The organism is Sporotomaculum syntrophicum (genome assembly GCF_009932395.1).
Classification (GTDB): domain Bacteria; phylum Bacillota; class Desulfotomaculia; order Desulfotomaculales; family Desulfallaceae; genus Sporotomaculum; species Sporotomaculum syntrophicum.
In genome coordinates, this window is the sequence record NZ_LSRS01000005.1 from 416,992 (window position 1) to 441,651 (window position 24,660).

22 protein-coding genes and 5 tRNA genes are annotated in these 24,660 nt (G+C 48.1%); 2 read left to right on the forward strand and 25 right to left on the reverse strand.

The window, feature by feature from the left end:
• Positions 1-68: 68 nt before the first annotated feature.
• From SPSYN_RS12175 to SPSYN_RS12230, 12 genes are all read right to left on the reverse strand, one after another.
• A complete protein-coding gene (locus SPSYN_RS12175) occupies positions 69-995 on the reverse strand; it encodes a methylenetetrahydrofolate reductase (protein ID WP_161822746.1) in 927 nt (308 codons plus the stop codon).
• Positions 988-1,662: a methylenetetrahydrofolate reductase C-terminal domain-containing protein gene (locus tag SPSYN_RS12180; RefSeq protein WP_161822747.1), complete on the reverse strand. Its 675-nt coding sequence runs from the start codon at positions 1,660-1,662 to the stop codon at positions 988-990. Before SPSYN_RS12180 ends, SPSYN_RS12175 begins: the two co-directional genes overlap by 8 nt.
• Positions 1,659-2,111 carry a hydrogenase iron-sulfur subunit gene (locus SPSYN_RS12185; protein ID WP_161822748.1) on the reverse strand — a complete coding sequence of 151 codons (453 nt, stop codon included), beginning with the start codon at positions 2,109-2,111 and terminating at the stop codon, positions 1,659-1,661. Before SPSYN_RS12185 ends, SPSYN_RS12180 begins: the two co-directional genes overlap by 4 nt.
• 14 nt (positions 2,112-2,125) lie before the next feature.
• Positions 2,126-2,728: a 4Fe-4S dicluster domain-containing protein gene (locus tag SPSYN_RS16360; RefSeq protein WP_341478880.1), complete on the reverse strand. Its 603-nt coding sequence runs from the start codon at positions 2,726-2,728 to the stop codon at positions 2,126-2,128.
• A gap of 126 nt (positions 2,729-2,854) precedes the next feature.
• On the reverse strand, positions 2,855-3,694 hold the full coding sequence (locus tag SPSYN_RS12195) for an FAD/NAD(P)-binding protein (RefSeq protein WP_161822749.1): 840 nt from the start codon (positions 3,692-3,694) through the stop codon (positions 2,855-2,857).
• On the reverse strand, positions 3,694-4,713 hold the full coding sequence (locus tag SPSYN_RS12200) for a 4Fe-4S dicluster domain-containing protein (RefSeq protein ID WP_161822750.1): 1,020 nt from the start codon (positions 4,711-4,713) through the stop codon (positions 3,694-3,696). Before SPSYN_RS12200 ends, SPSYN_RS12195 begins: the two co-directional genes overlap by 1 nt.
• 10 nt (positions 4,714-4,723) lie before the next feature.
• The gene (locus SPSYN_RS12205) at positions 4,724-5,680 is read right to left on the reverse strand and encodes a 4Fe-4S dicluster domain-containing protein (RefSeq protein WP_161822751.1); all 957 of its coding nucleotides are present in this window, start codon (positions 5,678-5,680) and stop codon (positions 4,724-4,726) included.
• Positions 5,668-6,108 carry a hydrogenase iron-sulfur subunit gene (locus SPSYN_RS12210; protein ID WP_161822830.1) on the reverse strand — a complete coding sequence of 147 codons (441 nt, stop codon included), beginning with the start codon at positions 6,106-6,108 and terminating at the stop codon, positions 5,668-5,670. Before SPSYN_RS12210 ends, SPSYN_RS12205 begins: the two co-directional genes overlap by 13 nt.
• 22 nt (positions 6,109-6,130) lie before the next feature.
• Positions 6,131-9,157, reverse strand: coding sequence for a CoB--CoM heterodisulfide reductase iron-sulfur subunit A family protein (locus SPSYN_RS12215; protein ID WP_161822752.1), 3,027 nt, complete (start codon positions 9,155-9,157; stop codon positions 6,131-6,133).
• A gap of 854 nt (positions 9,158-10,011) precedes the next feature.
• Positions 10,012-11,058, reverse strand: a complete 1,047-nt coding sequence (locus SPSYN_RS12220; protein WP_161822753.1) for an LTA synthase family protein — start codon at positions 11,056-11,058, stop codon at positions 10,012-10,014.
• A 293-nt stretch (positions 11,059-11,351) separates the two neighbouring features.
• Positions 11,352-11,439 (reverse strand) — tRNA-Leu (locus SPSYN_RS12225).
• Positions 11,440-11,578: 139 nt separating this feature from the next.
• A tRNA-Leu gene (locus SPSYN_RS12230) sits at positions 11,579-11,666 on the reverse strand.
• 320 nt (positions 11,667-11,986) lie between these two features.
• Between SPSYN_RS12230 and SPSYN_RS16265 the strand changes: the two genes are divergently transcribed.
• Positions 11,987-12,112 (forward strand): hypothetical protein, encoded by a 126-nt coding sequence (locus tag SPSYN_RS16265; RefSeq protein WP_279279287.1) that lies wholly within the window; start codon positions 11,987-11,989, stop codon positions 12,110-12,112.
• Positions 12,113-12,771: 659 nt separating this feature from the next.
• Entirely contained in the window at positions 12,772-14,490 is a 1,719-nt protein-coding gene (locus tag SPSYN_RS12235) for an IS1634 family transposase (protein WP_161822754.1), read from the forward strand.
• A 281-nt stretch (positions 14,491-14,771) separates the two neighbouring features.
• Here the strand turns inward: SPSYN_RS12235 and SPSYN_RS12240 are convergent.
• The 13 genes from SPSYN_RS12240 to hemC form a co-directional block, all read right to left on the reverse strand.
• Positions 14,772-14,846: transfer RNA gene (locus SPSYN_RS12240), tRNA-Gln, on the reverse strand.
• A gap of 7 nt (positions 14,847-14,853) precedes the next feature.
• Positions 14,854-14,938, reverse strand: a tRNA-Tyr gene (locus tag SPSYN_RS12245).
• A gap of 23 nt (positions 14,939-14,961) precedes the next feature.
• Positions 14,962-15,039 (reverse strand) — tRNA-Pro (locus tag SPSYN_RS12250).
• Between the two features lie 79 nt (positions 15,040-15,118).
• Entirely contained in the window at positions 15,119-15,523 is a 405-nt protein-coding gene (locus SPSYN_RS12255) for a secondary thiamine-phosphate synthase enzyme YjbQ (RefSeq protein ID WP_161822755.1), read from the reverse strand.
• Between the two features lie 24 nt (positions 15,524-15,547).
• Positions 15,548-16,189: a redox-sensing transcriptional repressor Rex gene (locus SPSYN_RS12260; RefSeq protein ID WP_161822756.1), complete on the reverse strand. Its 642-nt coding sequence runs from the start codon at positions 16,187-16,189 to the stop codon at positions 15,548-15,550.
• A gap of 238 nt (positions 16,190-16,427) precedes the next feature.
• Positions 16,428-17,720: a glutamate-1-semialdehyde 2,1-aminomutase gene (gene hemL / locus SPSYN_RS12265; RefSeq protein WP_161822757.1), complete on the reverse strand. Its 1,293-nt coding sequence runs from the start codon at positions 17,718-17,720 to the stop codon at positions 16,428-16,430.
• A gap of 13 nt (positions 17,721-17,733) precedes the next feature.
• Positions 17,734-18,204, reverse strand: coding sequence for a siroheme decarboxylase subunit beta (ahbB, locus tag SPSYN_RS12270; RefSeq protein WP_161822758.1), 471 nt, complete (start codon positions 18,202-18,204; stop codon positions 17,734-17,736).
• Positions 18,194-18,667 (reverse strand): siroheme decarboxylase subunit alpha, encoded by a 474-nt coding sequence (gene ahbA, locus SPSYN_RS12275; protein ID WP_161822759.1) that lies wholly within the window; start codon positions 18,665-18,667, stop codon positions 18,194-18,196. Before ahbA ends, ahbB begins: the two co-directional genes overlap by 11 nt.
• 3 nt (positions 18,668-18,670) lie before the next feature.
• A complete protein-coding gene (gene nirJ2, locus SPSYN_RS12280; RefSeq protein ID WP_161822760.1) occupies positions 18,671-19,663 on the reverse strand; it encodes a putative heme d1 biosynthesis radical SAM protein NirJ2 in 993 nt (330 codons plus the stop codon).
• 33 nt (positions 19,664-19,696) lie between these two features.
• Entirely contained in the window at positions 19,697-20,677 is a 981-nt protein-coding gene (hemB, locus tag SPSYN_RS12285; RefSeq protein WP_161822761.1) for a porphobilinogen synthase, read from the reverse strand.
• A gap of 84 nt (positions 20,678-20,761) precedes the next feature.
• On the reverse strand, positions 20,762-21,940 hold the full coding sequence (gene nirJ1, locus SPSYN_RS12290) for a putative heme d1 biosynthesis radical SAM protein NirJ1 (RefSeq protein WP_161822762.1): 1,179 nt from the start codon (positions 21,938-21,940) through the stop codon (positions 20,762-20,764).
• A 178-nt stretch (positions 21,941-22,118) separates the two neighbouring features.
• Positions 22,119-23,654 (reverse strand): uroporphyrinogen-III C-methyltransferase, encoded by a 1,536-nt coding sequence (gene cobA / locus SPSYN_RS12295; RefSeq protein WP_161822763.1) that lies wholly within the window; start codon positions 23,652-23,654, stop codon positions 22,119-22,121.
• Positions 23,644-24,588 carry a hydroxymethylbilane synthase gene (gene hemC / locus SPSYN_RS12300; RefSeq protein WP_161822764.1) on the reverse strand — a complete coding sequence of 315 codons (945 nt, stop codon included), beginning with the start codon at positions 24,586-24,588 and terminating at the stop codon, positions 23,644-23,646. Before hemC ends, cobA begins: the two co-directional genes overlap by 11 nt.
• Positions 24,589-24,660 lie beyond the last annotated feature (72 nt).

Sequence of the window (24,660 nt, forward strand, 5' to 3'; positions counted from 1 at the left end):
TTAAAAAGACCCTCTTCAAGAGGGTCTTTGCGTTATTGAACATACAGTTAATCGTGTTATAAAATGGCTTAATCCACCTTAGGCCGTGGGTACAGGCCTGATTTTTCCACAATTTCTGGGACCACTTCTTCCCAGGCGATAGCCATGATGTGCACCCCGTGTACGCCCTTAATTTTTTCTTTGATATACTTAATTTGTTCAATACAAATATCTAAACCTTCGCGTTTGGGATCTTCAGCGTTTTTAAGCCGTTCCACCAACTCGTCGGGTACGATCATACCACTGACGTTGTTTTGCATATAACTGGCGGCCCTCCAGCTTTTCATCGGGGTTACTCCGGCCAGGATGTGCACCCGTTGATCTAAACCTCGCTCCCGTACCATTTCCATGAACCGCTCAAAGCGTTCCATATCAAAGATACACTGGGTTTGGATAAACTGGGCACCGGCATTCACTTTCTTCTCCAAGCGGTCCACCCGGAATTCGAAGGGATCGGCAAAGGGGTTCGCCACTGCCCCGATGAAGAACTGGGGCTCAGCTTCCTTAATAGCCTCACCACAGAAAAACACCTTTTCGTCCCGCATACGGCGTAGATTTTCAATTAATTGCATGGAATCGACATCATACACGTTTTTGGCCGTGGGATGGTTGCCAAACTTCTGGTGATCGCCTGATAGGCAAAGTACATTGCGCATACCCAGGCTGTAGGCGCCCAATAAATCTGACTGCATAGCAATCCGGTTGCGATCTCGGCAGGTCATCTGGATGATCGGTTCAATGCCGCTATTTAGCACATGTACACCGGCGGCTATGCTGGACATCCGCACAATTGCTGTCTGGTTGTCAGTAATATTGGTGGCGTCCACGTAATCTTGCATCATTTCGGCGTGATGGCGAATACCCTCGGCTGAAGAATGCTTGGGCGGCCCGATTTCTGCAGTTACCGTGAATTGACCGCTGTCAAGTACTTGCTGAAGTTTACTTAGGTTACTCATCGATCATCACATCCTCCCTGATAGCCTTACGTGGCCCGCCGTCCCGTGATTTGGACCAATCCTTGATTGGCTGGATTTCCATCAGTTTATCAAGTTTGCCCAGTGCCCTCATACGGTCGTAAATTAGCTGCCAGGCGCAGTCGACGTCTTTGTCTACTTCACACTTACCGTGCTGAGACCCGCCGCAGGGACCGTTTAATATGCTCTTGGAGCAGCGGATGATGGGACAGATGCCGCCAGTTCGGTGTAAAATGCATTCCCCGCACAACCCGCACTTTTCTTCCCACAGGCCGTGCACCACAGAACCTCCGATGAACTTGGTGTCAAGGGCCGGTACCACCCATTTATCTTTAAAACGCTCGGCTAAATATTGCACGCCAACACCGCAGGCCAGAGATACAATGGCGTCGACATCCTTGACCAGGTTATCAATACCCACGATGTACTCGGGGTCGCACTGCCTGGTGCAGGTAAAAGTAGTGGCCTCCAGAGGATTGCTTTCCAGAGTGCGTTTAATGCGTATAGCCGAGGCCAGAACATCGGTTTCCTTTTCACCGCCGGCTAGGCAAACCGTTACGCATCCTGCACAGCCCAGGAACAACACCTTTTTACAGTCACTTATCATTTGCGCAATTTCACTAACGGGTTTTTGTTGTGCTACTATCATGCTGTTTGGCCACCTTCTTTCTGTGCGTTACCGGCCGCGTTTTTATTCAAGGGGCTAGGTCCGAGCTGGCGGATCCGTTCTGTCATTTCATTGGCTACCTGAGCAAATTTCGTCCCTTCTGAAGCAGGCACGTGGAAAAATTCCAGTCGTTCGCCACCTAAACCAATCTCATCGAGTATCTTTTTCACTGCCGCCACCCGCTTAATCGCGCGTACGTTACCCTTTAAAAAGTGACAATCACCGAGATTGCAGCCGGCAATATATACTCCGTCGACACCCTTTTCAAAGGTACTCAAAATCAATCCGTGTTCAATGGTACCGGAGCATGGCATTTCCACCACTCTGATGTTGGGAGAATACTGCAACCGCATCGAACCAGCCAGGTCTGCAGCTGTATAAGCGCAGTAGCGGCAGCAAAAAGCTACAATTTTTGGCTCAAATTCTGGCACCTCAATGCACCTCCTTAAATAGACCATCCAGCAATTAAGCTATCCATATTTTTTAGCATGAGCTCATAGTACCCAAGGACTGTAATGGCTTTATTGGGACATTCACCCGCACAAATGCCACAGCCCTTGCACAGTACGGGATCGATTACCGCCGCGCCATTATGTATCTGGGGCGCTTCCACGGGGCATAACCGTACGCAGGTAAGGCAGGCAGCACACTTGTTGACATCCACTAAGGCCACCAGACCCGTCGAGGGCAGGTTGTCGGACGCAGTACGCTCTTTGTCCAACTCCTGCAGGCGGCCGGCAATCTTGTCCTTGTCCCACATGCTGCGGATCGACTTGACCAGTGCGGCTATGTTAACGTTCATGGGACACTCGACAGTGCAGTGTTCGCACATGTTGCAGAACCACATGTACGGGTCGGCATATGCTGCCTCTTCCATGCCCAGCAGTACTTTGCGGATAAATTTACGGGGATCAAAGCTTTCCACAAGGTCGGTATACGGGCAACCTGCTGTGCACATGCCGCAGTTCAGACAGTTACTAAAGTCGTAGCTCTTCAGCAGTTCGGCAACTTTATCCCTAAATTTGGGGTTGAAATCGACAGCTTTCACAGCTTCCAATTTTGACCCTCCCCTCTTAATCTTACATACGAAATAGCAAGTGGTTATCTGTTGAAGCGTCTCTTTAATAACAACTAAAGAGACGCCAATTTATATTAATTGAACTTAATTAGCTGCTTAATATTCACCGGGCAGTTCATTGAGTTGGGCTTTAGTAAATACCGGGCCATCCTTACAGACGTATTTGCCACCAACATTACATCTGCCGCACATGCCAATGCCGCATTTCATGCGGTTTTCCAGGGACATAATGATTCTTTCGTCCGGAAAACCGAGCTTTTCCAACACAGGCATGGTAAATTTAATCATTACCGGCGGTCCACATACAATAGCATAGGTATTTTCGGAACTGGGGGCTACCTCCTCGGTAACGGAGGGGATAAAGCCTACCCGGCCATTCCAGCCGTCCACCGCGCTGTCAATGGTGGTTACTAAGTTAATGTTTGGATTCTGTTCCCAGGCAGCCAGCTCTTCTTTATATAGTAGCAAACCGGGATTTCTGGCCCCGTAAATCACGGTGATGTCTCCATAATCACCACGATGCTCGGGCTGCAGCATATAGGTAGCCAGCGAGCGCAAAGTAGTAAACGCGAAACCACCGCCAATAATAACCACATTTTTACCCTTAAGTTCATCAACCGGGTAGTAGTTACCCAGAGGTCCGCGCACACCAACCATGTTTCCCTCTTCCATCATGTGAAGAGCAGTAGAAACAACACCCACTTTAGCAATGGAGAATTTTAGAAAACCAGGCTCAGTTGGAGAAGAAGCCATGCCGAAAGGCGCTTCTCCTTTACCAAATACACACAGCTCGGCAAACTGCCCCGGCATGTACGGAAAACTCTTTTCGTCTTCCTCACTTAAAAACTGCAGGGTAAAGGTGTGGATGAGCTTATCTTCAGTTTCAGTAAAGTTTTTCACCAGTTTCATAGGTAGCGGTAGATATGGATTTTTCATTAGCTATCCAACCTCGCTTCCGAGCCCCGAACATCTTCAAGGACTGCCCTGATGTCCAAATTAACGGGGCAATTATTAATGCACCTGCCGCAACCAACGCAGGCGATTTCATTGAAGTTATCAACGAAATATTTAAACTTATGCATGATTCTTTGGCGATAGCGTTCTTTATTGCTGGTCCGTGGGTTGTGGCCGGAACCGTGCAAGGTGAAAATCGGGAAAGCGCAGGAATCCCAGTTGCGCACCCGGCATCCATTGCAGTCCTTGGCGTCGTCCACTATGTCGAAGCAGTGGCAGGTTGGGCACAGGTAGGTGCAGGCACCACAGCCCAGGCATTTTTCGTGAATTCTATCCCAGATGGGCCAATAAAAGTTAGTATCCAGCTTCTCTTTGAGGCCGTCGGTATTCACCTGGCAAGTTATCGTGGCGGTTTCCTTTATCTTAGCGGCGGCAGCCTTGTCTGCATCCGTAGCAGCGGCCAAACCAGCCTGTTCAGCCAGTGACTTGCCTTTGTCCGATACCACTTCCACTACGTAAGCATCACCTATATCCACCAGCAGTAAATCCAGGCCTTTGGTGTCAAAAGGACTGCCGTTTACCGAGGTGCAAAAGCAGGTGCTAAGGGGGGTGTTGCAGCCGATGCCGATCATGATGGTATTGGCCCGTTTGGTTAAGTAATAAGGATCCTGGAATTTATCGTTATCAAATACATTGTCCAGCAAAACAAGACTTCTGGCATCGCAGGGGCGGACGCCGAAAATGACTTTTTTCTGTTCATCAAGGACCTCTTCTACCTTGACACCTTCCTCGGTAGCGTTGTAGCTGAACAGTTTTTCCGACTGTGGGAAAAATATTTCTTTGGCCGGAAGTTTGGTATTAGCAGCTGTCAAATCAGCGTTGGTGCCGGAACTAATTGGTTTGAATAGAGTGAAAGAGCCTTCTTGCACAGGGGCAAAAACTTGATATTCGCTAATTAATTTATCCAGGAAGCCGGGTATGTCTTTTTTGCTAATTATCATCAGTTTCACCTCATTCCTTCAACAAGAAAGCTTCTGGATCGTCGTTGGTAAATGTAGCCAGAACCGGCTTATCTTCAAGGTTAACCCCGGCCTCGGCGTTAAACAGCTCTTTAACGTCTTTAACCGTTTTACGGGTTAACAGGCGCAGGTTAATGCCCATTGGGCAGGCCCGCTCACAAGCACCACAATCAACACAGCGTCCGGCTAAGTGGAACACTCTGACTACTTGGAAGAGAATGTTATCCTCTACATTATAAGCACTCTTACCGATCCATTCCGGCTGGTTGCAGTCTACAAAACACTCTTCGCAGTAGCACATGGGGCAAGCGTTCCGGCAGGCATAGCACCTGATACATTTGCTGAATTCACTGTTCATAAAGGCCCTGCGCTCTGCGGTGGTTTTTGCTTCAAATGCTTTAATTTCGTTAAAATCAGCAGCTTCCTTCTCGGGCAGCAATTCACCGATTAGCTCATCATAAATTACCGGGTTACCATAACTACAATCCCGGCAGGAATTGTGCAGCAGGTCGGCTACCTTGGCGGTTACGCTGCTGTTATTGCCTTTTATAACCAAGGTATCACCGTTTTCTTCGATGGCCAAAACCTCCTGGCCACTCAGCAGTTCAGCTACTTTTCTGCGGTCAATCATACCCCTGCAGGGCACCCCAATGATATAAAGATTGTCCCGGTTAAGCTGGTTTTCCTTAATCAAGGCCACAATAGACCGCACGTCGCAGCCCTTGGCCACTACAGCTACTTTACCTGGTTTTTTACGCAAGTAATTGGCCAGGTTATTTTCACAGTCCAGATTCCAGGTCAGTTGATCAGCTTCTTCGGGGGTCCTAGCAAAAAACGGTGTGCCGCGTAGCGGGAGACTGCCTTCGGTAAAGCCGACCACCAGGTCAACCTTCTTTTCGGTCAGCAGCTTTTTAGCGGCACCTTTGATTTGCTCGGCTAGCTTTGACATCCGCAACACCCCGCTTTACTATCAGTTAGGCCCTTGTTGGGACCAAGTTTTTTTGTATTTTCCGTGACTTTTTTGACAATCTCAGCAAAACGACCACCTTCGGCCGCGGATACCCAGGTAAAGTTAACCCGGCCTTCATCATAGCCGACATACTCCAGTAATTCTTTTAATAAAGCAAATTTCCTGCGGGCTACCACGTTGCCACTTACATAGTGGCAGTCACCGGGGTGTCACCCGGAGGTCAGCACTGCATCTGCTCCGAGCCGAAGTGCTTTTATAATAAATAAAGGGTTGATCCTTCCGGAACAAGGTACACGTATCACCCGGATATTGGGCGGGTACTGGATACGACCTATACCGGCCAGGTCTGCACCGGCATAACTACACCAGTTGCATAAGAATGCTACAATTTTAGGTTCATATTCCATGATATCCATTTCCCTCCCCCATCTATAGCGCGTCTAACATAGCGACTAATTGTTGGTTGGTACAGCCCTTGATGTTGATGGCTCCGCAGCGGCAAGAGGATGCACAGGCACCGCATCCTTTACACAGGGCATCGTTAACCACGGCCACTCTTTGTTCCGGGTCAACCTGTACAGCCTTGGCCGGGCAAACATTTTCACATTCGCCACAGCCTGTACACTTATTTTTGTTAACAAAAGCGCTCTTGCCTTCCACCGTAATGGTGTTCTTAGCCAGCACAGTACAGGCACGTCCCACAGCAGCCTTAGCCTGGTTGACATTCTCCTCCAAGTTTTTGGGCCCATGGGCTAAGCCGCACATAAATACGCCGTCAGTACCAAAATCAACCGGGCGCAGCTTCATATGCGCTTCCAGGAAGAAACCATCCTGATTCAAAGGCACTTTATAGAATTGGCTCAACTTGCTGTTGTTTTCCCTAGGCGACATAACAGCGGAAGCAAGTGCGACTAAATCTGCCTCTATTTCTATGGGTATGCCCAGCACATGGTCGGTTACCGTAACCTTCAAACCGTTGTCGGCTGCTTCTACGACCGGTTTATTATCCAATTCATAGCGAATAAAGATAATCCCCTTCCTACGGGCTTCGGTGTAAAGTTCTTCATAGAAAGCATAAGTTCTGATATCCCGGTATAACACGTAAACATTGGCCTCGGGATTGGCTTCCTTGACCAGCAGCGCTTGTTTAATGGATTTGGTGCAGCATATTCTGCTGCAGTAAGGGCGCTCGGGCTCACGACTACCGACACACTGAATAAAGACAATATTTTTAGCGTCTCGAACCTTGTTATCAACCTCGGCCAGTAAAGCTTCCATTTCCAGGAGCGTTATAACCCGGTCGTTTTGCCCGTACAGGTATTCAGTAGGCTTGTATTCATCAGCACCGGTAGCAATAATCGTTACACCATGCTTGAGTACTTCGCCGCTACTGATGGTAGTTTCAAAGTTGCCCACAAAACCATGTACGTCGGATATTTCAACACCGGTATAGACGGTGATTTTCTCATCAGTGGTAACTTGATTAATTAAATTGCTAACAAAAGCCGGTATATCTTCGCCGTTCATTCCATAGCGAATACGGTTGGCCGTGCCTCCTAGTACGTCTGCCTTCTCCACCAGGAATACTTTATATCCTTGTTTTGATAAGTTTACTGCACTGGTCATGCCGGACACACCGCCGCCTATTACCAGGGCGTCGTGATTCATGTCCAAGCTAACCGAACTAATCGGTTCCAGAAGGGCAGCCCGGTAGACAGCCATCTTCACTAAATCCTTGGCTTTTTCAGTGGCTTTTTCGGGCTCATGCATGTGCACCCAGGAACACTGGTCGCGGATATTGGTCATTTCAAACAAATTCGGGTTGAGCCCCGCTTCTTTTAATGTCTCCTGGAACATGGGCTCGTGGGTCCGGGGACTGCAGGAAGCCACAATTACTCTGTTCAGGTTATGCTCACGGATGGCATCTTTAATTTGAGCTGATGTATCCTGTGAGCAGGTGTACAGGTTATCAGTTGCAAAAACTACGGTTGGTAGTGTTCTGGCGTATTCAGCAACTGATGGTACATTGACCACGCTGCCAATATTTATGCCACAATGGCACACAAATACACCGGTGCGTACAATTTCACCGGCCACGTCTATTTCAGACGGGTATTCTTTAATTTTTGTCAGAGTGCTGCGCACCTCTGCCAAACCGGCTGCCGAATCCGCTGCTGCGGCGCTGGCCTGCATGACGGTTTCTGGAATGTCCCTGGGGCTGCTGAAGGCGCCTGCCACAAAAATACCCGGTCTATTGGTGCCTACACCGGTTAAGGGGGCGCTCTGGCAGAAATTATACTTATTTAATTTTATACCCAGTTTACCGGCTAGCTCTATCATATCGGCAGGCGGGTCCAGCCCGATGGATAATACGGCCAAATCGAAGTCTTCGTAAGTGATGTTGCCAGCATCGTCGGCATATCTAATACGACAATTACCGCTACCGTCTCCGGCTTCGACAATTTCGTAAACCCTGGAACGAATAAACCGGACACCTACTTCATGTTCAGCTTTATGATAATATTGCTCAAAATCTTTACCATATGTGCGCATATCCATAAAGAAAATAGCTGTTTCTAAGGGGTAAGGGGAGTGCTCTTTGGCAATTTCGGCTTCTTTAATGGCGTACATGCAGCATACCGAAGAGCAGTATCCGCGATCGATGCGGCAGTTACGGGAACCAACACATTGAATCCAGGCGATCTTATGGGGTTCCTTGCCGTCGGAAGGGCGTTGCAAATGCCCGCCAAAGGGTCCGGAAGCACTTAGGAGACGCTCAAATTCCATGCTGGTGACCACGTTGGGGTGTTTGCCGTAGCCATAGTAGGCTAGCTGGCTAGAGTCAAATTTTTCAAACCCTGGGCAGAGGATAACCGAACCTACTTCAATTTCCATGATTTGGTCGGTCATGGTATGGTCGATGGCACCAGCCTGGCAAGCTTGTAAGCATTTGCCACAGGCCTTGGGCTTTTTCATTCTTAGACATTTGGTAGGGTCAATAGCATATGCATTAGGAAAGGCTTGAGCATATAGCTTATAGATGGCCTTGCGATTGTTTAACCTCTGATTAAACTCGTCAGGCACTTTAACAGGGCATTGCTCGGAACAGGAACCACAACCGGTGCATTTGGTTGGGTCAACGTAACGTGCCTTCTGCTTAAGGGTGACTTTGAAATTACCTGGCTCGCCTTGAATGTCCAATACTTCGGTATTGGTAATGGTGTTAACATTCAAGTGTCTCCCACAGTCAACTAGCTTGGGAGACAGGATGCACATCGAGCAATCGTTGGTGGGGAAAGTTTTGTCCAGTGCAGGCATGATACCACCAATGGCGGAATTTTTCTCTACTAGGTATACATAATACCCTGATTCCGCTAAATCAAGCGATGCCTGAATACCGGCAATACCTGAGCCAACTACCAGTACAGCACCAACCTTTGCAGGTTTCTCACTCATTTGAAGCATCACATCCGTTCTCTACTAGATTAGACGTCATAGCATAACAATATAAACTTGCGCCAGGGCTAAAAAACAGTAATAAACAAACCAGATTACCTGTAAGGGTTATCCAGTTCATATGTAATCCCGGTAATTTATGTTGATTATGCTAGTTGATTAATCTATTAAGGCAATCATTGGTTGGCTAGGAAATGTAATACTATGGCGAATAAACGCAAAATAGCTAAATTATTGTAACAATTACCGAGATTTTGTCTATATACCCATAGTATAATGTTTACAACTTTGACTGTCAAATTATTTTATTAGTAGAATACTGCGGATGTCAAGTAATACTAATTCTAGAAAAGACGGTTAATAATTACCGTCTTTTCGTATCAGCATCGATTATTTTATTCCTTATTTGGCCTATTTAACGTAGAAAGTTTTCAAAAAGGAATCACAGTAAATTTCTTTGTTTAATAATATATTTGCTGCGGCCACGGCTACTGGACCAAAAGGATATCGTTATTTTAGATATAGGCGCCGGCATAGGACATTTAATTCGGGGCACAGACTGGGGAGTGGATGTATTGTTGGTGCTGGAACCCAGCCGCAATAGTGTTATTACCGCCAAAAACATACAGCGTATGGCCGGCAATCTGGGTATTGTGCTAATGTATCAGGCTGCAGACGGAACGCACTGTTTAAGAGTAAGTTTCCATAGCTCTGTAATGCTAAAAATTATCCAGCTTGTGGTTAAGCTCGTAAAATACGTCGTCGGTCGATATTTTTGCGAATCATATCTTTCATTTCTACCACCAGCTTAATTTTGGCTGCCTCTTCTTAAGGTATGCCGATGAACAGGTGATTTAAAAAAGAAGATACTTTTTACGAAGCCATCGATATAAAAATATATACCCGATTAATAATATACTTAAAATAACCGTACCCAAAATCTTTAAGATTTTGATTTGTAAACTCAACCGTTCTATGGTGCTGTCCTTGGCCAAAATAATTTGTTGGATATCTTCTCTAGCCTTCTTTAAATCAGCTTGCTGTGCTATAACTGTTTGCCGTTCTTTATGAAGCAGTATAATTTGTTGATTATACTGCTGGGTTTCCTTTTGCAAATCATTAATTCTAAGTTTCAGGTTACTGGTTAATGCTTTGCTCGATGATTGTGACAGGCATTCGTAAAGTACACTCCCGGTTATTGCTGCCGGCGGTGTAATGCCGTATATTTTGCAAATCGTTGGCGCAATATCCAGCTGGCGGCAGTGATAATAACTTTCCGGCTGATTTTGGCCATTGTTGAAGATGACCAGGGGCGGCGTGTCACCACCGCCGGTTATGATAATAGTCGTGTTGGCTAGCTTGTCTGAGCGCATCAACTGGTTGATGACCCTGCCCACCTGGTTGTCGGCAGTTGACCACTTGCGCCCCGGCTTTTCTGTTTGACTGGCGTCATCCAGGTAGATAGCCGTAAACTGGTCAGGCTGCCCCTTGATTTTCTCTAATAACCTGTCCACAGCCAGCTGATCATTTTTTTCCGAAATTAATTCCAGACCGTTTTTCTTGGCCAGCGCAGTGGTTAACTTCTTCCCACCATCAACAGCCAGGCAATCGATATTATTATTTGACAATGACCGAGTTAACGATAAGAAGGCTTCCTGTTCTTCGGCCGGTATTGTTTTGGTCACATGCTGGTAGCTAATGCCGGTGCTTTTCAGCTTTTTCATGTTGGGCAGTCCCGAGCCGTCAAGCTCGGTGTCATTTAAACCCTCCACGTAAAATAAAAAAATATATTGGTTGGGGTTGTCCGTGTCACTATCTGCGGCGGTTGCTGTCGGTGCATTTCCTGAGACAAGGGCTGAAAAGCATATTATGATAATCCAATAAATATTTTTTTTAATCATGTAAAACCCCCCTACTTATTTGCCATACTATACATATAGTAGGGGTTGTCCTTTATTTATGACTGCAATCTTTCGTCATATTTCGAGTTTTCAGGTGTTTTTTTTACCTTGGTTTTTTCCTACAACACCATTTGGAGAAAGTTGCTTGGCATTCGGTCCACGCATAGTTCTTTAAATTACCGGTTATACTAATACTACTCCGCTTTGGTGAGTTCTATCTCTCCCCGTCCGGCTTTGGAAGCCGGACTTTTTTTACTTAAATATTTAGCCCCGGGATTGCCCGGAGCTATTGTTGGTGCGGCAGGGAGGACTTGAACCTCCACGAGCGTAGCGCTCATAAGAACCTGAATCTTACGCGTCTGCCAATTCCGCCACTGCCGCATTCTGATTGCTTAGTCATTATAGCATTTTAGCCAAATGCGCTCAATATTATTTTTAATGTTGGATTAGCTGGAACTATAACCTTTCGCACTAGCGCCAACCAAAAAAGAATAACCCCGGTATGCCCCGGAGTAATTGTTGGTGCGGCAAAGAGGACTTGAACCTCCACGAGCGTAGCGCTCATAAGAACCTGAATCTTACGCGTCTGCCAATTCCGCCATTGCCGCTTGTTATATATGCGCTACTTCTTCCGCGCAAAAATTATATTAACATAGTTAAATGTGTATGTCAACAACATGAGCAAATCAAAATGAGTAAATCCTTTGCCAAGATATTAAGCTGCTTTCGACAGAGATAGCAACTTATGACCAGTCAAGTCGGCCTTTTGGTCGCTTTGCAGTGAGCATATATTATAACTTCCTGATGTCTTAACTAACGAATTTCCAGGCGAGAAGAATGAAATTCGACTTCATTATACATAATATCTGGGAAAACAATTATGCTATAGACAGCAACAGATAAAATTTTTTGTCGGGAGGTGTAAAATTTGGCGAAACAAGTGAGGGGCATATTAGCTAAGAATACAGGCTATCGCCAAGTTTGGGATATGGGCAAAGCCGCCAATATGAAAAAAAAGCAGAAAATAAGCGGGGTAAACCAGCCCAGTACGTAAACAAGCCAGATTACATCATTATATCTCGCATTAAACAGTATGTTTTATAGCACTTAGTTCATAGACGGTGACTTCTCCTAGACAGACAAGCACCAAGTACAGCTTTTGCTTGGTCATATGAGCCTGCGGTTAGTAACTGCTGCAGGCTAATTTTTATGCATCGGCCGAGCTGAGTTAACTTATTAAGAATAACGGAGTTGTAATACTGCTTTGACTAACCTGAGGCTGCGCCGACCCAAAAAAAAGCTGTAGTTAAAACTACAGGAAAAAAAGTAGAGGAGGAGTATAAAATGTAGAATTGCAGAAGACGGAATTTTTAAAATATAATTTATTTTAGCACTATAAGAGTGTGTTGGCAAGGTAATAAGTGGTTTTAAAGTTATAAATTATATAGTTATTGAAAAATTTTAATAATTTCTTAATTTTGAGGTTCTAAACTAAACATCCCTACTGTTCCGGAAGATACGTTGCAAATGGCAAAGCCAGTACCCGCAAACCTTGCGAATACCAGCTTTATTTGGCGGGTGTTTGACACTTAATCAAATAAATAAACGCTATAAGCCTTGAAAGAGCTTATTTTTTTTGCCAAATTTACAAAGTTTATTAATCGTAATGTTGCGTAATGTGCTATAATATAAGGGATTGGAGGGATTGTTCATATGAGACTCTCGCTTTCAAAATCTAAAAATGCTACTTCTCTTTATGTGATTAAAGATGTCATCGAAAATAATAAACGCACTTCCAAAATTGTTGAGAAACTTGGCACATTTAAAGAATTAGAAAAGAAACTAAACGGCCAAGATCCTATCGAATGGGCAAAAGAATATATTGCAGAATTAAACCGACTGGAAGAAAAGGGCAAGGAGCCTGTAGTAATTGCAAAGTACTCGCCTTCTAAATTGATTAAAAAGGGTGAACAAAGAACCTTTAACGGAGGTTATCTTTTTCTTCAGAAACTCTATCACAAGCTCGGGCTTGATAAAATCTGCAGTGAAATTTCGGGGAAATACAAATTCGAATACAATTTGGATTCTATTCTCTCAAGGCTGCTTTACGGCAGAATTCTTTTTCCCTCCTCAAAGCTATCTACATATGAACTATCATCTGAATTGCTTGAACCGCCGGATTTTGAACTACACCAAGTTTATCGGGCACTCGAGGTCATTGCTAAGGAAACTGATTTCATTCAGGCATCCCTATACCGAAACAGCCTCGCTTTTTCCAAGCGCAATACCGGTATCCTCTATTATGACTGCACCAATTATTTTTTCGAAATTGAACAGGAAGAAGGTTTAAAGCAATATGGGTTTGCCAAGGATCACAAACCAAACCCTATAGTTCAAATGGGTCTTTTCATGGATGGAGACGGCGTACCTCTTGCTTTTAGTATTACTGAAGGAAACTTAAACGAGCAGCTTACACTGAAACCTTTAGAAAAAAAGATTCTGTCCGATTTCAAGCTATCGAGGTTTATTGTCTGCACAGATGCCGGGCTTGCCTCGAAAAGCAATAGGTTATTTAACGATAAGGCCGACAGGGCTTTCATTACTACCCAATCCATTAAAAAGCTTAAATCTTTCCTCAAGGAATGGGCGTTAGATCCCGAGGGCTGGCGTATGGCTAACGATACAAGAATTTACGATATTCGTAAACTGGATGAAAACAAATACAAAGAGAAAATATTCTATAAAGAACGCTGGATTAAAGAGGGTGGTCTGGAGCAAAAATTAATTGTTACCTATTCCATCAAATATAAAAACTACCAAAGCAAAGTTCGTGTTTCACAAGTTGAACGGGCTCTTAAGACTCTCGATACAAATCCTTCGAAAATTAAAAAACATCGGCAGAATGATTACAAGCGGTTTATTGAAAAAAAGACCTGCACCGATGACGGAGAAGTTGCTGAAAATGAAGTCTACAGTCTTAATACCAGCCTGATTGAAAGCGAAGCAGTATATGATGGTTTTTATGCTGTATGCACGAATTTGGATGAGGATGCTGCTGAAATTGCACAAATCAACAGAAGACGTTGGGAAATCGAAGAATGCTTCCGAATCCTGAAAAGCGAATTTAAAGCTAGGCCTGTGTATCTAAAAAGGGATGACAGAATCACTGCGCATTTTACAACCTGTTTTATTGCGCTGGTTATCTACAGGGTTCTGGAAAAGAAATTAAATGAGCAGTTTACATCCGACACTATTATCCGAAGTTTAAGAAAAATGAACTTTAAGGAATTAAAAAATGAAGGCTATGAGCCGATATATACCAGAACTGACTTTACCGATGCTTTACACGAAGCGTTCGGTTTCCGCACGGACTACGAAATCGTCACTTTAAAGCATATAAAAAATATTTTTAAGCTAACGAAAACTAGATAACATTACGCATTTTTGTACGAATAATAAAAGCCTGGATCCCACTATTCTCAAGGGATTTCAGGCTCTTTATCTTCTTTAAGTGTCAAAGACAGGATTTTAGCACTATAAGAGTGTGTTGGCAAGGTAATAAGTGGTTTTAAAGTTATAAATTATATAATTATTGAAAAATTTTAATAATTTCTTAATTTTGAGGTTCTAAACTAAACATCCCTACTGTTCCGGAAGATACGCTGCAAATGGCAAAGCCAGTACCCGCAAACCTTGCGAATACCGGCTTTATTTGGCTGGGACGGATGGATTTGAACCATCGAATGACGGATTCAGAGCCCGTTGCCTTACCGCTTGGCTACGCCCCAATATGGTTGGTGGAGGGGGCAGGATTCGAACCTGCGAAGGCGTCGCCGGCAGATTTACAGTCTGCTCCCTTTGGCCACTCGGGAACCCCTCCATATTGGAATTCTACATATAAAATGGTCGGGATGGAGGGATTTGAACCCCCGGCCTCTTGCTCCCAAGGCAAGCGCGCTAGCCAAACTGCGCTACATCCCGATTAACCGAACAAAAGGTATTTTACTCTAAAAATTTAATAATGTCAACGGCTAAATGCAACCAATCGTCTGATAATTTTTCATTCGGTGTAGATTTTAATAATAACCTGGCGTTGACGGGGACCGTCATATTCGCAGAAAAAGATGCGCTGCCATGTGCCCAGCAGCAGTTTTCCTTTGGTGAACAGCACAGTTTGCCCGGTGCCGGTGAGCAAGGTTTTTATATGGGCGTCCGAGTTCCCCTCCTGGTGGGTATACCTGCCATGATGAGGCACCAGTTTATTTAGCTGCATTAGGATATCGTCAATTACGCTGGGATCGTACCCTTCATTAATTGTCACACCTGCAGTGGTATGGGGCACATAAATATGGCAGACTCCCTCGGTAACGCTGCTTTTTTTGATAAGTGCGCTGATTTCAGCAGTTATATCAATAAACTGTTCACGCTGAGCGGTTTTAATGTCGAGCGTATGCAATGCAGCCATGGTTTTCATCTCCTCAAAAGCAGGCTACAGGCTCTGGGCAGCCTTGAGGCCTAGGTTGAAGGTTAACAGCTCCAGCGTAATGGATAAGTCCACATTACGGATTTCTATATTCGCCGGTACGCGCAGTGTTATCGGTGCAAAATTTAAAATTGCCTGTACGCCGCTTTGAACCATGATATTGGCTACTTCCTGGGCCATACTATTGTTCACGGTGATTACCCCGATGCGAATATTTTCTTTTTGAGCTAGTTCGGGTAACTGACCTAGAGGTTGTACAAGTAGTTGACCAATTCGTTGACCTACCCGCCTGGTGTCATGATCAAACACGCAGGCAACATGAAAGCCACGCGCGTTGAACCCTCGGGAGGTAGTCAAAGCCTGGCCGAGGTTGCCAGCCCCCACAATGGCTAGCTGCCACGTCTGGTCAAGACCGAGTATTCTTAGGGTGTATTTTAACAGCGTTTGGACGTTATAACCTACTCCCCTAGTGCCGAATTCACCGAAATAAGCTAAATCTTTCCTGACCTGGGCGGGGCTTACACCAACACCATCTGCTATTTCATTGGATGAAATCGTGGTTATGCCGTTTCTATCCAATCTTTCCAGGAACCTGGAGTAAATGGACATTCTGGTTACGGTTGCTTCCGGAACCCGTAATGTTTTCAATAATGTCACCTCCGCTCCCGCTATATGCTAGATACAGCAATTTTCCTTTAGCTGAACTAAATAAGTGACATTATATTGCTGTTACCATACGGCTGGTTTTGCAATTGTTATAATTTTCACATAATATACAATTCCTTTATAACATGTGTACAACTGGATGTCAATATTCTTTTTATCTACCTTTCTATAGGTTGAACATTGGTAATTTTGTTGTTAAACGGCATGCCCGCGCGGGTGGCTAAACTAGCTCTTTAAATACCGCGCGGGCAGCCTTGATGGTCTGGTCAATTTGCTCATCACTATGAGCCAGGGACATAAAAGCGGCTTCAAATTGGGAGGGGGCCAGGTAAACCCCTTTTTGCAGCATGCCCGCAAAAAACCGGGCGAACTGTTTGGTGTCGGAACGGGTAGCTGAATCGTAATCAGTTACCGGCTGGTTCGTAAAAAACGTGCAGAACATGGAGCCCACCCGGTTGAAGGTCAGCTCCAGTCCGGCTTCTGCTGCCGCTTGCCGTAAGCCCTGCTCCAGGCGTGCGGACTTTTGCTCCAGGGTCTCATAAACACCTGGCCGGCGTAGCAGCTGTAAGGTGGCGATACCGGCCGTTACTGCCAGCGGGTTGCCGGACAGAGTGCCCGCCTGGTAGACCGGTCCCGCCGGGGCTACCGCGTACATGATTTCCTTTTTACCGGCATAAGCGCCCACGGGCAACCCCCCGCCGATGATTTTGCCCAGGGTGGTGAGGTCAGGCTCCACGTCATAAAGCACTTGGGCGCCGCCGTAGGCCACGCGAAAACCGGTCATGACCTCATCGATAATGAGCAGGGACCCATATTGCGCGGTTAATTCTCGCAAGCCCGCCAAAAAACCGGGCGCAGGCGGAACAACTCCCATATTACCGGCCACCGGCTCGACGATAATCGCGGCAATATCTTCGCCTGCCCGGCGGAAAATTTCCTGCACTATGTCCAGGTCGTTATAAGGCGCGATAATCGTGTGTTCAGCAGTGCTCGCGGGAACGCCCGGGCTGGTGGGTACGCCCAGGGTTAAAGCGCCGGAGCCTGCTTGAATCAGAAGGAAGTCGGCATGCCCGTGATAGCACCCGGCAAATTTAATGATTTTATTGCGTCTGGTGTAACCCCTAGCTAGCCTGATAGCGCTCATAGTCGCCTCGGTGCCCGAGTTAACCAGCCTGACCATATCCACAGACGGCATGGCTTCCACAATCATTTTGGCCAGCAGAGTTTCCAGCTCAGTGGGTGCACCGAAACTAGTACCTTTCTCCAGACAATTGTGAAGCGCTTTAACCACCTCAGGATGCCGGTGGCCAAGCACAAGTGGTCCCCAGGAGCCCACGTAGTCTATGTAGGTATTGCCGTCCACATCGGTGAGCAGGGCCCCCTCGCCTTTGGCGATGAATACCGGCTTGCCTCCTACCGCTTGGAAGGCGCGTACCGGGCTATTGACGCCGCCGGGAATATAATTGACGGCCTCTGTAAATAACTGGGCTGATTTGGTAAACCCGTTGTGCACTTAAATCACCACCCTAATCAACAAAATATTGCATGCTGCTCTTTTTTAACTCTGTGGTGCTAAAAAGCAGCATATAATTGGGTATACCAATTTTTTCGGCCATCACAGCAGCCAGCTCCTCACACTGCTCTTGGGTTTGCCCGTGAATAACAGTAAACAGGTTGTAAGGCCAGCCGGACTGCCGGGACCTCTGGTAACAATGGGTCACTTCGGCCATCCCAGCCAACAGCCGGCCGGTATCTGCGGCCAGCTCGTCGGGTACGTCCCATACCACCATGGCGTTGGCGGTGTAGCCCAGCTTCTGGTGGTGCATGGCCGCCCCGAAACGGCGAATCAGGCCACTGGTGATCATCTCATTTATTTTAGCCATTAACTCATCTTCCGATAAGCTCAGCTTTTTAGCCAGCGCAAGGTAAGGTCTGACCACCAGTGGCAGTCCCTGCTGTAGTTCCCTGATAATTTGTTTTTCCAGTTCAGTCAGCATGCTGCACCTCGGACAGGTTGAAATTAACACGTACTTTGAAAATATTAATGGCCGGCAGAATAAGTATATCCGTCAAACCGGTTTTTTGTTTAATTTCAGTTAAGATTTCTTTGATGTGCTGTTCCGACGGGGCCAGTAAGGTAAACCACATGTTATAGTGGTGATTGCGCAGATAATTGTGGGTAATACCCGGATAACTGTTGACTATTGAGGCTACCCGGTCAATATCCGCTTCGGCTACCTGCAGGGCGCACAGGGTACCGGTATAGCCTACTTTACGGGAATCAAACAGCGCGCCCAGCCTCCGGATGATGCCCTTCTGCTGAAGCCGGGCGATGCGCTTCAGCACCTCCTGCTCGCTGATGCCCAGTTGTTTCCCAATCTCCGCAAAAGGACGCGGCACCACCGGGAAATTGGATTGGATGAGGTGCAGTAGTTGTTTATCGGTTTGCTCAACACTCATGGGCTAGTATCCCTTTCTTCCATGATAAAGACACCAGGGCTCCTCGGCCATGTAATCACCGTGGTAATAATATGCCCTGGCCCGGCAACCGCCGCAGATTTTGGTGAACTGGCAGGTGCCGCAGCTACCGCTGTATTCCATGGTGCGCAGCTTTTGCAGCACTTCGCTGTTACGCCAGATTTCCTTAAACCCGGTCTCGCGCACATTGCCCAGGGGTATATTAAGGTAAGCGCAAGGCTGTACATCACCCCGGGGGCTGATGATACAGTAAGCCGTTCCGGCCAGGCAGCCGCGGCTAAAACGCATATCCACTCCCATTTGCCTGGCGATGCGCATGAACTGAGGCGCACAGGTAGGTTTGAGCTCGATATCCACCTGGCCCTGCTTAACGATAATCCGCCTCAGTAAGTCTTCATATTGCTCGGCGCGCAGTGTTTCTGCTTCAATGTTTACCGCCCGGCCGGTGGGTACCATGAAAAAGATGTGGTGGCCCCGGGCACCCAGGCCGACGGACAAGTCGGTGATGGCTTCTATGTCACTACTGTTCCAGTCCATTACCGTGGTGTGGATCTGGAAGGGCAGCTCGGCCTTCTGGCAGGCCAGTATACCGCCCACCGCTCCCCGCCAGGCACCGTTTACGCCCCGGAAATCATCATGCTTGGCCGGATTGGTGCTGTCAAGGCTGATTCCCACTGCCATCGCACCCGATGCTTTTAGCCGGGCGGCTGCCTCCGGAGTAAGCAGCGTGCCGTTGGAACCCAGCACAGGACGCAGCCCGGCGCCGGCGGCGTATTCGACCAGCTCGTAAATATCGTCCCGCATCAGCGGCTCGCCGCCACTGAAAATCATGATTTTAAAACCTGCACCGGCTATCTCGTAAATCAGCTTTTTACCCTCTTCAGTATTAAGCTCTTCCTCTGCCCGGGCACCCGAGTCCCGGTAGCAGTGCTTGCAGTACAGGTTGCAGGCGTTGGTGGTGTTCCATGATACCAGCATAGCTGCTTTGTTCCTTTCTATTTAAAACTTGTTTTAAACTTCTTCGTTTAACCAGCGCACGACGTCCAGTGCATGGTAAGTAATAATGATATCAGCCCCCGCCCTTTTCATGCCGGTGAGCAATTCCAGGGTGGTTTTGCGTTCATCGATCCAGCCCAGCTGGGCCGCGGCCTTCAACATCGCATATTCTCCACTGACGTTGTAAACCGCTAGCGGGCCGTCAAAGTTTTCCCGCACTGACGCGACTACATCAAGGTAAGCCATGGCTGGCTTAACGATTAGCATGTCTGCTCCCTCGGCGATATCCTGCTCGACTTCCCGCAGGGCTTCCCTTATATTGGGCGGGTCCATTTGGTAGGATTTACGGTCGCCGAATTGTGGGGCTGAGCCGGCTGCTTCCCGGAAGGGCCCGTAAAAGGCAGAAGCGTATTTAACGCTGTAAGACATGATTGGGGTGTCTGTAAACCCAGCGCTGTCAAGAGATTCGCGAATAGCCCGCACCCGCCCGTCCATCATATCCGAAGGGGCGATGATGTCCGCCCCGCTTCGGGCGTGGGAAACCGCGGTGCGGGCTAGAAGCTCCAGGGTGGGGTCGTTTAAAACCTTGCCCTCCTGAACAACACCGCAGTGTCCGTGGTCGGTGTACTCGCACAGGCAAACATCAGTGATTACCAGTAAATCAGGGTATTTATCTTTAACTATACTAACAGTCTGCTGAATAATTCCGTCGTCAGCATAAGCACCGCTGCCGACAGCATCCTTGCTATCCGGGATACCGAAAAGCAGTATACCCGGGATGCCCAGGGATTGCACCAGGGCAACCTCGGCCAGCAGCCGGTCGATGGATAATCTATAAATGCCGGGCATCGATTCGATAGGTTCCTGCACATCCCGGCCGCAGGTAACAAATATAGGATATATCAAGTCATCCACACGCAGGTAGTTTTCCCTGACTAGCCGCCGCATAGTAGCGCTGGATCGCAGGCGGCGCGGCCTGGCAACTGGAAAATACATAGGCTACCTCCTAACTAAAGGCGTTATAAAGCAATAAGATCTTTTCCCGACCAATGCAGGGCAAGATGCTGTGCAGTCACAGTGCTATTCAGCTAGCAAAATCTCCTGATCCGATAGGTAACAGGCGGGATCGGACGCCCAGAAATCTCCGTGCACCGCCTCAGCCCGGGTTCTGAAGTTGCCGTTGCACATATTTAGATAGCGGCACCGGGCGCAGCGCCCCGTAAGCAGCGGTTTACGATCCTTTAACCCTTGCAGGACCGGGTTATCTGCGTTTTGCCAGATCTCCCCGAAGGACTGGTCTCGGATATTGCCCAGCAGGTGCTGGCGGGTAAACTGATCGGGGTATACATTGCCGGACCAGTCCACCGCCCCTATGGCTATGCCCGTACGGTTGCCGCCGTTGGCGATGAGCAGCAGGCGAACCTGCTCGGCCCGGTCCGGCTCGGTTTGCAGCAGTGACAGGTAGATATAAATGCCGTCGGCATGGTTGTCCACCGTCAGGATCTCTTTGTTTAAGCCGCGGTGGTGATAATCGAGGGTACGATCCATGATCAAGTCCATGGCCTGCCGGGTTTGGGCGTGGCTTACGTCTTCGTTAATCATTTTACTACCCCGTCCGCTGTATACCAGGTGGTAAAAACATACCCGTGGTATATCTTCATCCTCGATCAATTTAAAGATCGCCGGCAGCTGGTCGAGGTTGTGGCGGTTAATGGTAAACCGCAAGCCCACCCGCTGGCCGATGGACCGGCAGGCGCGGATGCCGTTTAAAGCTGCCTCGAAGGCTCCCTGGCGGCCCCGGAATCGGTCGTTATTGTCACCGATGCCGTCCAAGCTGATGCCCACGTAGCTGACCCCTACCTCCTTGATGCGTTCGGCCATATCAGGTGTGATCAGAGTACCGTTGGTGGATAAGGTGCAGCGAATGCGGTGCTGGCGGGCATAATCAGCCAGTTCAAAAAAATCAGGGCGTAGCAAAGGTTCGCCACCGGAAAAAAGGATTACCGGAACATGAAAGGCAGCTAGGTCATCAATGAATTTTTTAGCCTCGGTGGTGGTGAGTTCATTGTCATAGGTTTGATCGGTCGAACTGGAATAGCAGTGACGGCATCTTAAATTGCAGGTGCGGGTTGAGTTCCAGACCACCACCGGACCGCGCCCGGTCGTGGTGCCGTCCCGCTGGCTGCCAGCATCATGTTGGTAGCGCAGTGAATCACCGTAATGTTCTGCTCCGCAAAGCAATCTGCTAACGCTGATCATAATTTTCTCCTCTATACAGGGTCGGTTGATAATGCTGTCTGTATATCTTAGTTTATTATAAATTAAATTTCCAGTATGAACATGCTGCATGGGTGAATTTATCTTTAAAAGTCTACTTCTCACCTTTCCATGGCTCAGCTGCAAAGCTCAGCCGGTCCATTACGGACGGACTAAGTTATTATGCTTGGCCGGAACTGCAATCAGCCAAAATAGCCTGGACCAGGCCGTTAATGGTATACTCCTGCGCTTCAATGTGTACAGGAACTCCCAGTGCCCGGGCCGTGGCGGAGGTGATGGGACCAATGCTGGCTACTTTGGCACTGCCCACCAGTTGGGCCGGGTTTGCTGTATCCAGCAAAGAGACAAAATTGCGCACCGTGGAGGAACTGGTAAAGGTGATTAAATCAATAGCCCCTTTAGCCATAGAGTCACGGATGGCCGCGGCATCGCCGGTACCGAGCACAGTGCGGTAGGCTGTTACTTCATCCACTCGGGCGCCCAGACTGATCAGCGCCTCGGGCAGTATTTTTCTGGCTATATCTGCCCGGGGCAACAATACCCGGTCGCCTGTCGTTAATTGCTCCTGCAGCCCCTCGACAATGGCCTCGGCCCGGAATTCCGTGGGTATGTATGTCACTTGCAGGGCCATTTTTTGCAGCGCTTGACCTGTTTGAGGTCCAATAGCACAAATTTTAAGGCCTGCTAAAACGCGGATATCTTTGTTTAACCGGCGCAGGGTATCAAAGAAGTGGGATACCCCATTGACGCTGGTAAAAATAAGCCAGTTATATGAGGATAAGCGGGCTATGGCCTGTTCCAAGGGCGAGTTGTCTTCGGGCGGAACGATGGCGATGGTGGGAAACTCCACCGGCTCACCGCCCAATCCCTCAATTACCCCGGCTAAGCTGCTGGCCTGCTCACGGGAGCGGGTGATCAGTACCCTTTTGCCGAATAGAGGCTTATTTTCAAACCAACTCAATTTATCTCGTAGCTGTACCACTTCACCCACGATGATAATGGCTGGGTTTTTGAAATTTTGCTCACTTGCAAGGCGGGCGATATTGTTCAGACGTCCTACCAGGGTTTTTTGTTCCGGGCGGGTGCCCCAGTGGATCAGTGCTGCCGGGGTTTCAGGAGCCCTGCCGTGCTCAATTAACTTTTGGGTGATGTTTGGTAAATTGCTCATGCCCATTAAAAATATTAAGGTGCCCACCCCGGTGGCGATTTTTGACCACTGGATACTGGAGGTTTCCTTGCCGGGGTCTTCGTTGCCAGTGATAATGGCCAAGGTGGAGGTAAAGTCCCGGTGGGTCACCGGAATGCCCGCGTAAGCCGGTACAGCAATGGCTGAGGTGACCCCGGGAACTATTTCAAAGGGGATCCCGTGGCGGGCTAGCGCTTCGGCCTCCTCGCCGCCCCGGCCAAAAACAAAGGGATCGCCACCCTTTAAGCGCGCTACGGTTAGGCCTTGCCGGGCTTTATCTACAAGCAGCCGGTTGATTTCCCCCTGCTTCAGAGTATGCCGATCGGGTAATTTACCGACATAAATGCATTCGGAGTCCGGGCGGCGCTGTTTGAGTAGCCGTCGCCCGGCCAGCCGGTCATAGACAATTACGTCAGCCTTTTTAAGGCACTCCAGCCCTTTAACCGTAAGCAGTCCCGGATCGCCCGGGCCGGCACCGATTAAGTATACGGTTCCCTTGTTATTTGTCATATCTTCCGAACTCCTGTCTGGCCTGATGTAATATCTTTTCCGCCCCGTGGTCGATCAGTACTTCTGCCAGCCGGATGCCTAACTGCTTGGCATTGACCGCCGATCCTGTTATGCTGTGACGCAGCATAGTTTGGCCGTGCAGATCAAACACTGTCCCGGTCAGGGTAAGCAACTCACCCTCAACCTGGCTGTAAGCGCCGATGGGAACTTGGCAGCCCCCTTCCAGTCTCTGCATAAAAGCCCGCTCCGCTGCAATGGCGGTCCGAGAAGGGCGGTGGTCCAGGTGGGCGAGCATAGCACGGGTGGCGGTGTCCGTGCTGGTTAGCTCCACACCCAGTGAACCCTGTCCCACAGCCGGGAGGCATATGTCAAAGGGAATTAACTGGGTAATCAGTTCTTCGAAACCCAGGCGCTTGATACCGGCATAAGCAAGCACCAGGGCATCAAGCTCCAGCTCCTTGAATTTGCGCAGCCGGGTATTTAAGTTGCCGCGGATATCCACCATTTGCAGGTCCGGCCGGTAATGCAGCAGCTGGGCGCGGCGCCGCAGGCTACTGGTACCGACACGGGCTCCCTTTTTTAAATCCGCCAGCTGCAGGTTATTGCGGGAGATTAAAACATCACCCGGGTATTCCCGTTCGCAAACTGCGCCAATATCCAGACCCTCGGGCAGCTGGGTGGGCAGGTCCTTCATGCTGTGCACAGCCATATGAATTGTGCCGTTTAATAGCGCTGCCTCCAGTTCTTTAGTAAACAGGCCTTTGTCTCCGATTTTAGCCAACGCTACATCTAAAATGTTGTCGCCTTTTGTTTTGATGCCTTTAATTTGAAAACTGCGGTCCGGGTAAGCCTGTTGAAGCGCCTCCGCCACCCAGGAGGCCTGCCACATGGCAAGGTCGCTGTCCCGGGACCCAATTATGACTTGGTTAACCATAACAGCCTCCGATACCTACAGGTAGATAGTTAATAAAATTTCGGGTGTGGCTGATTGTTAAGCCCGCACCCG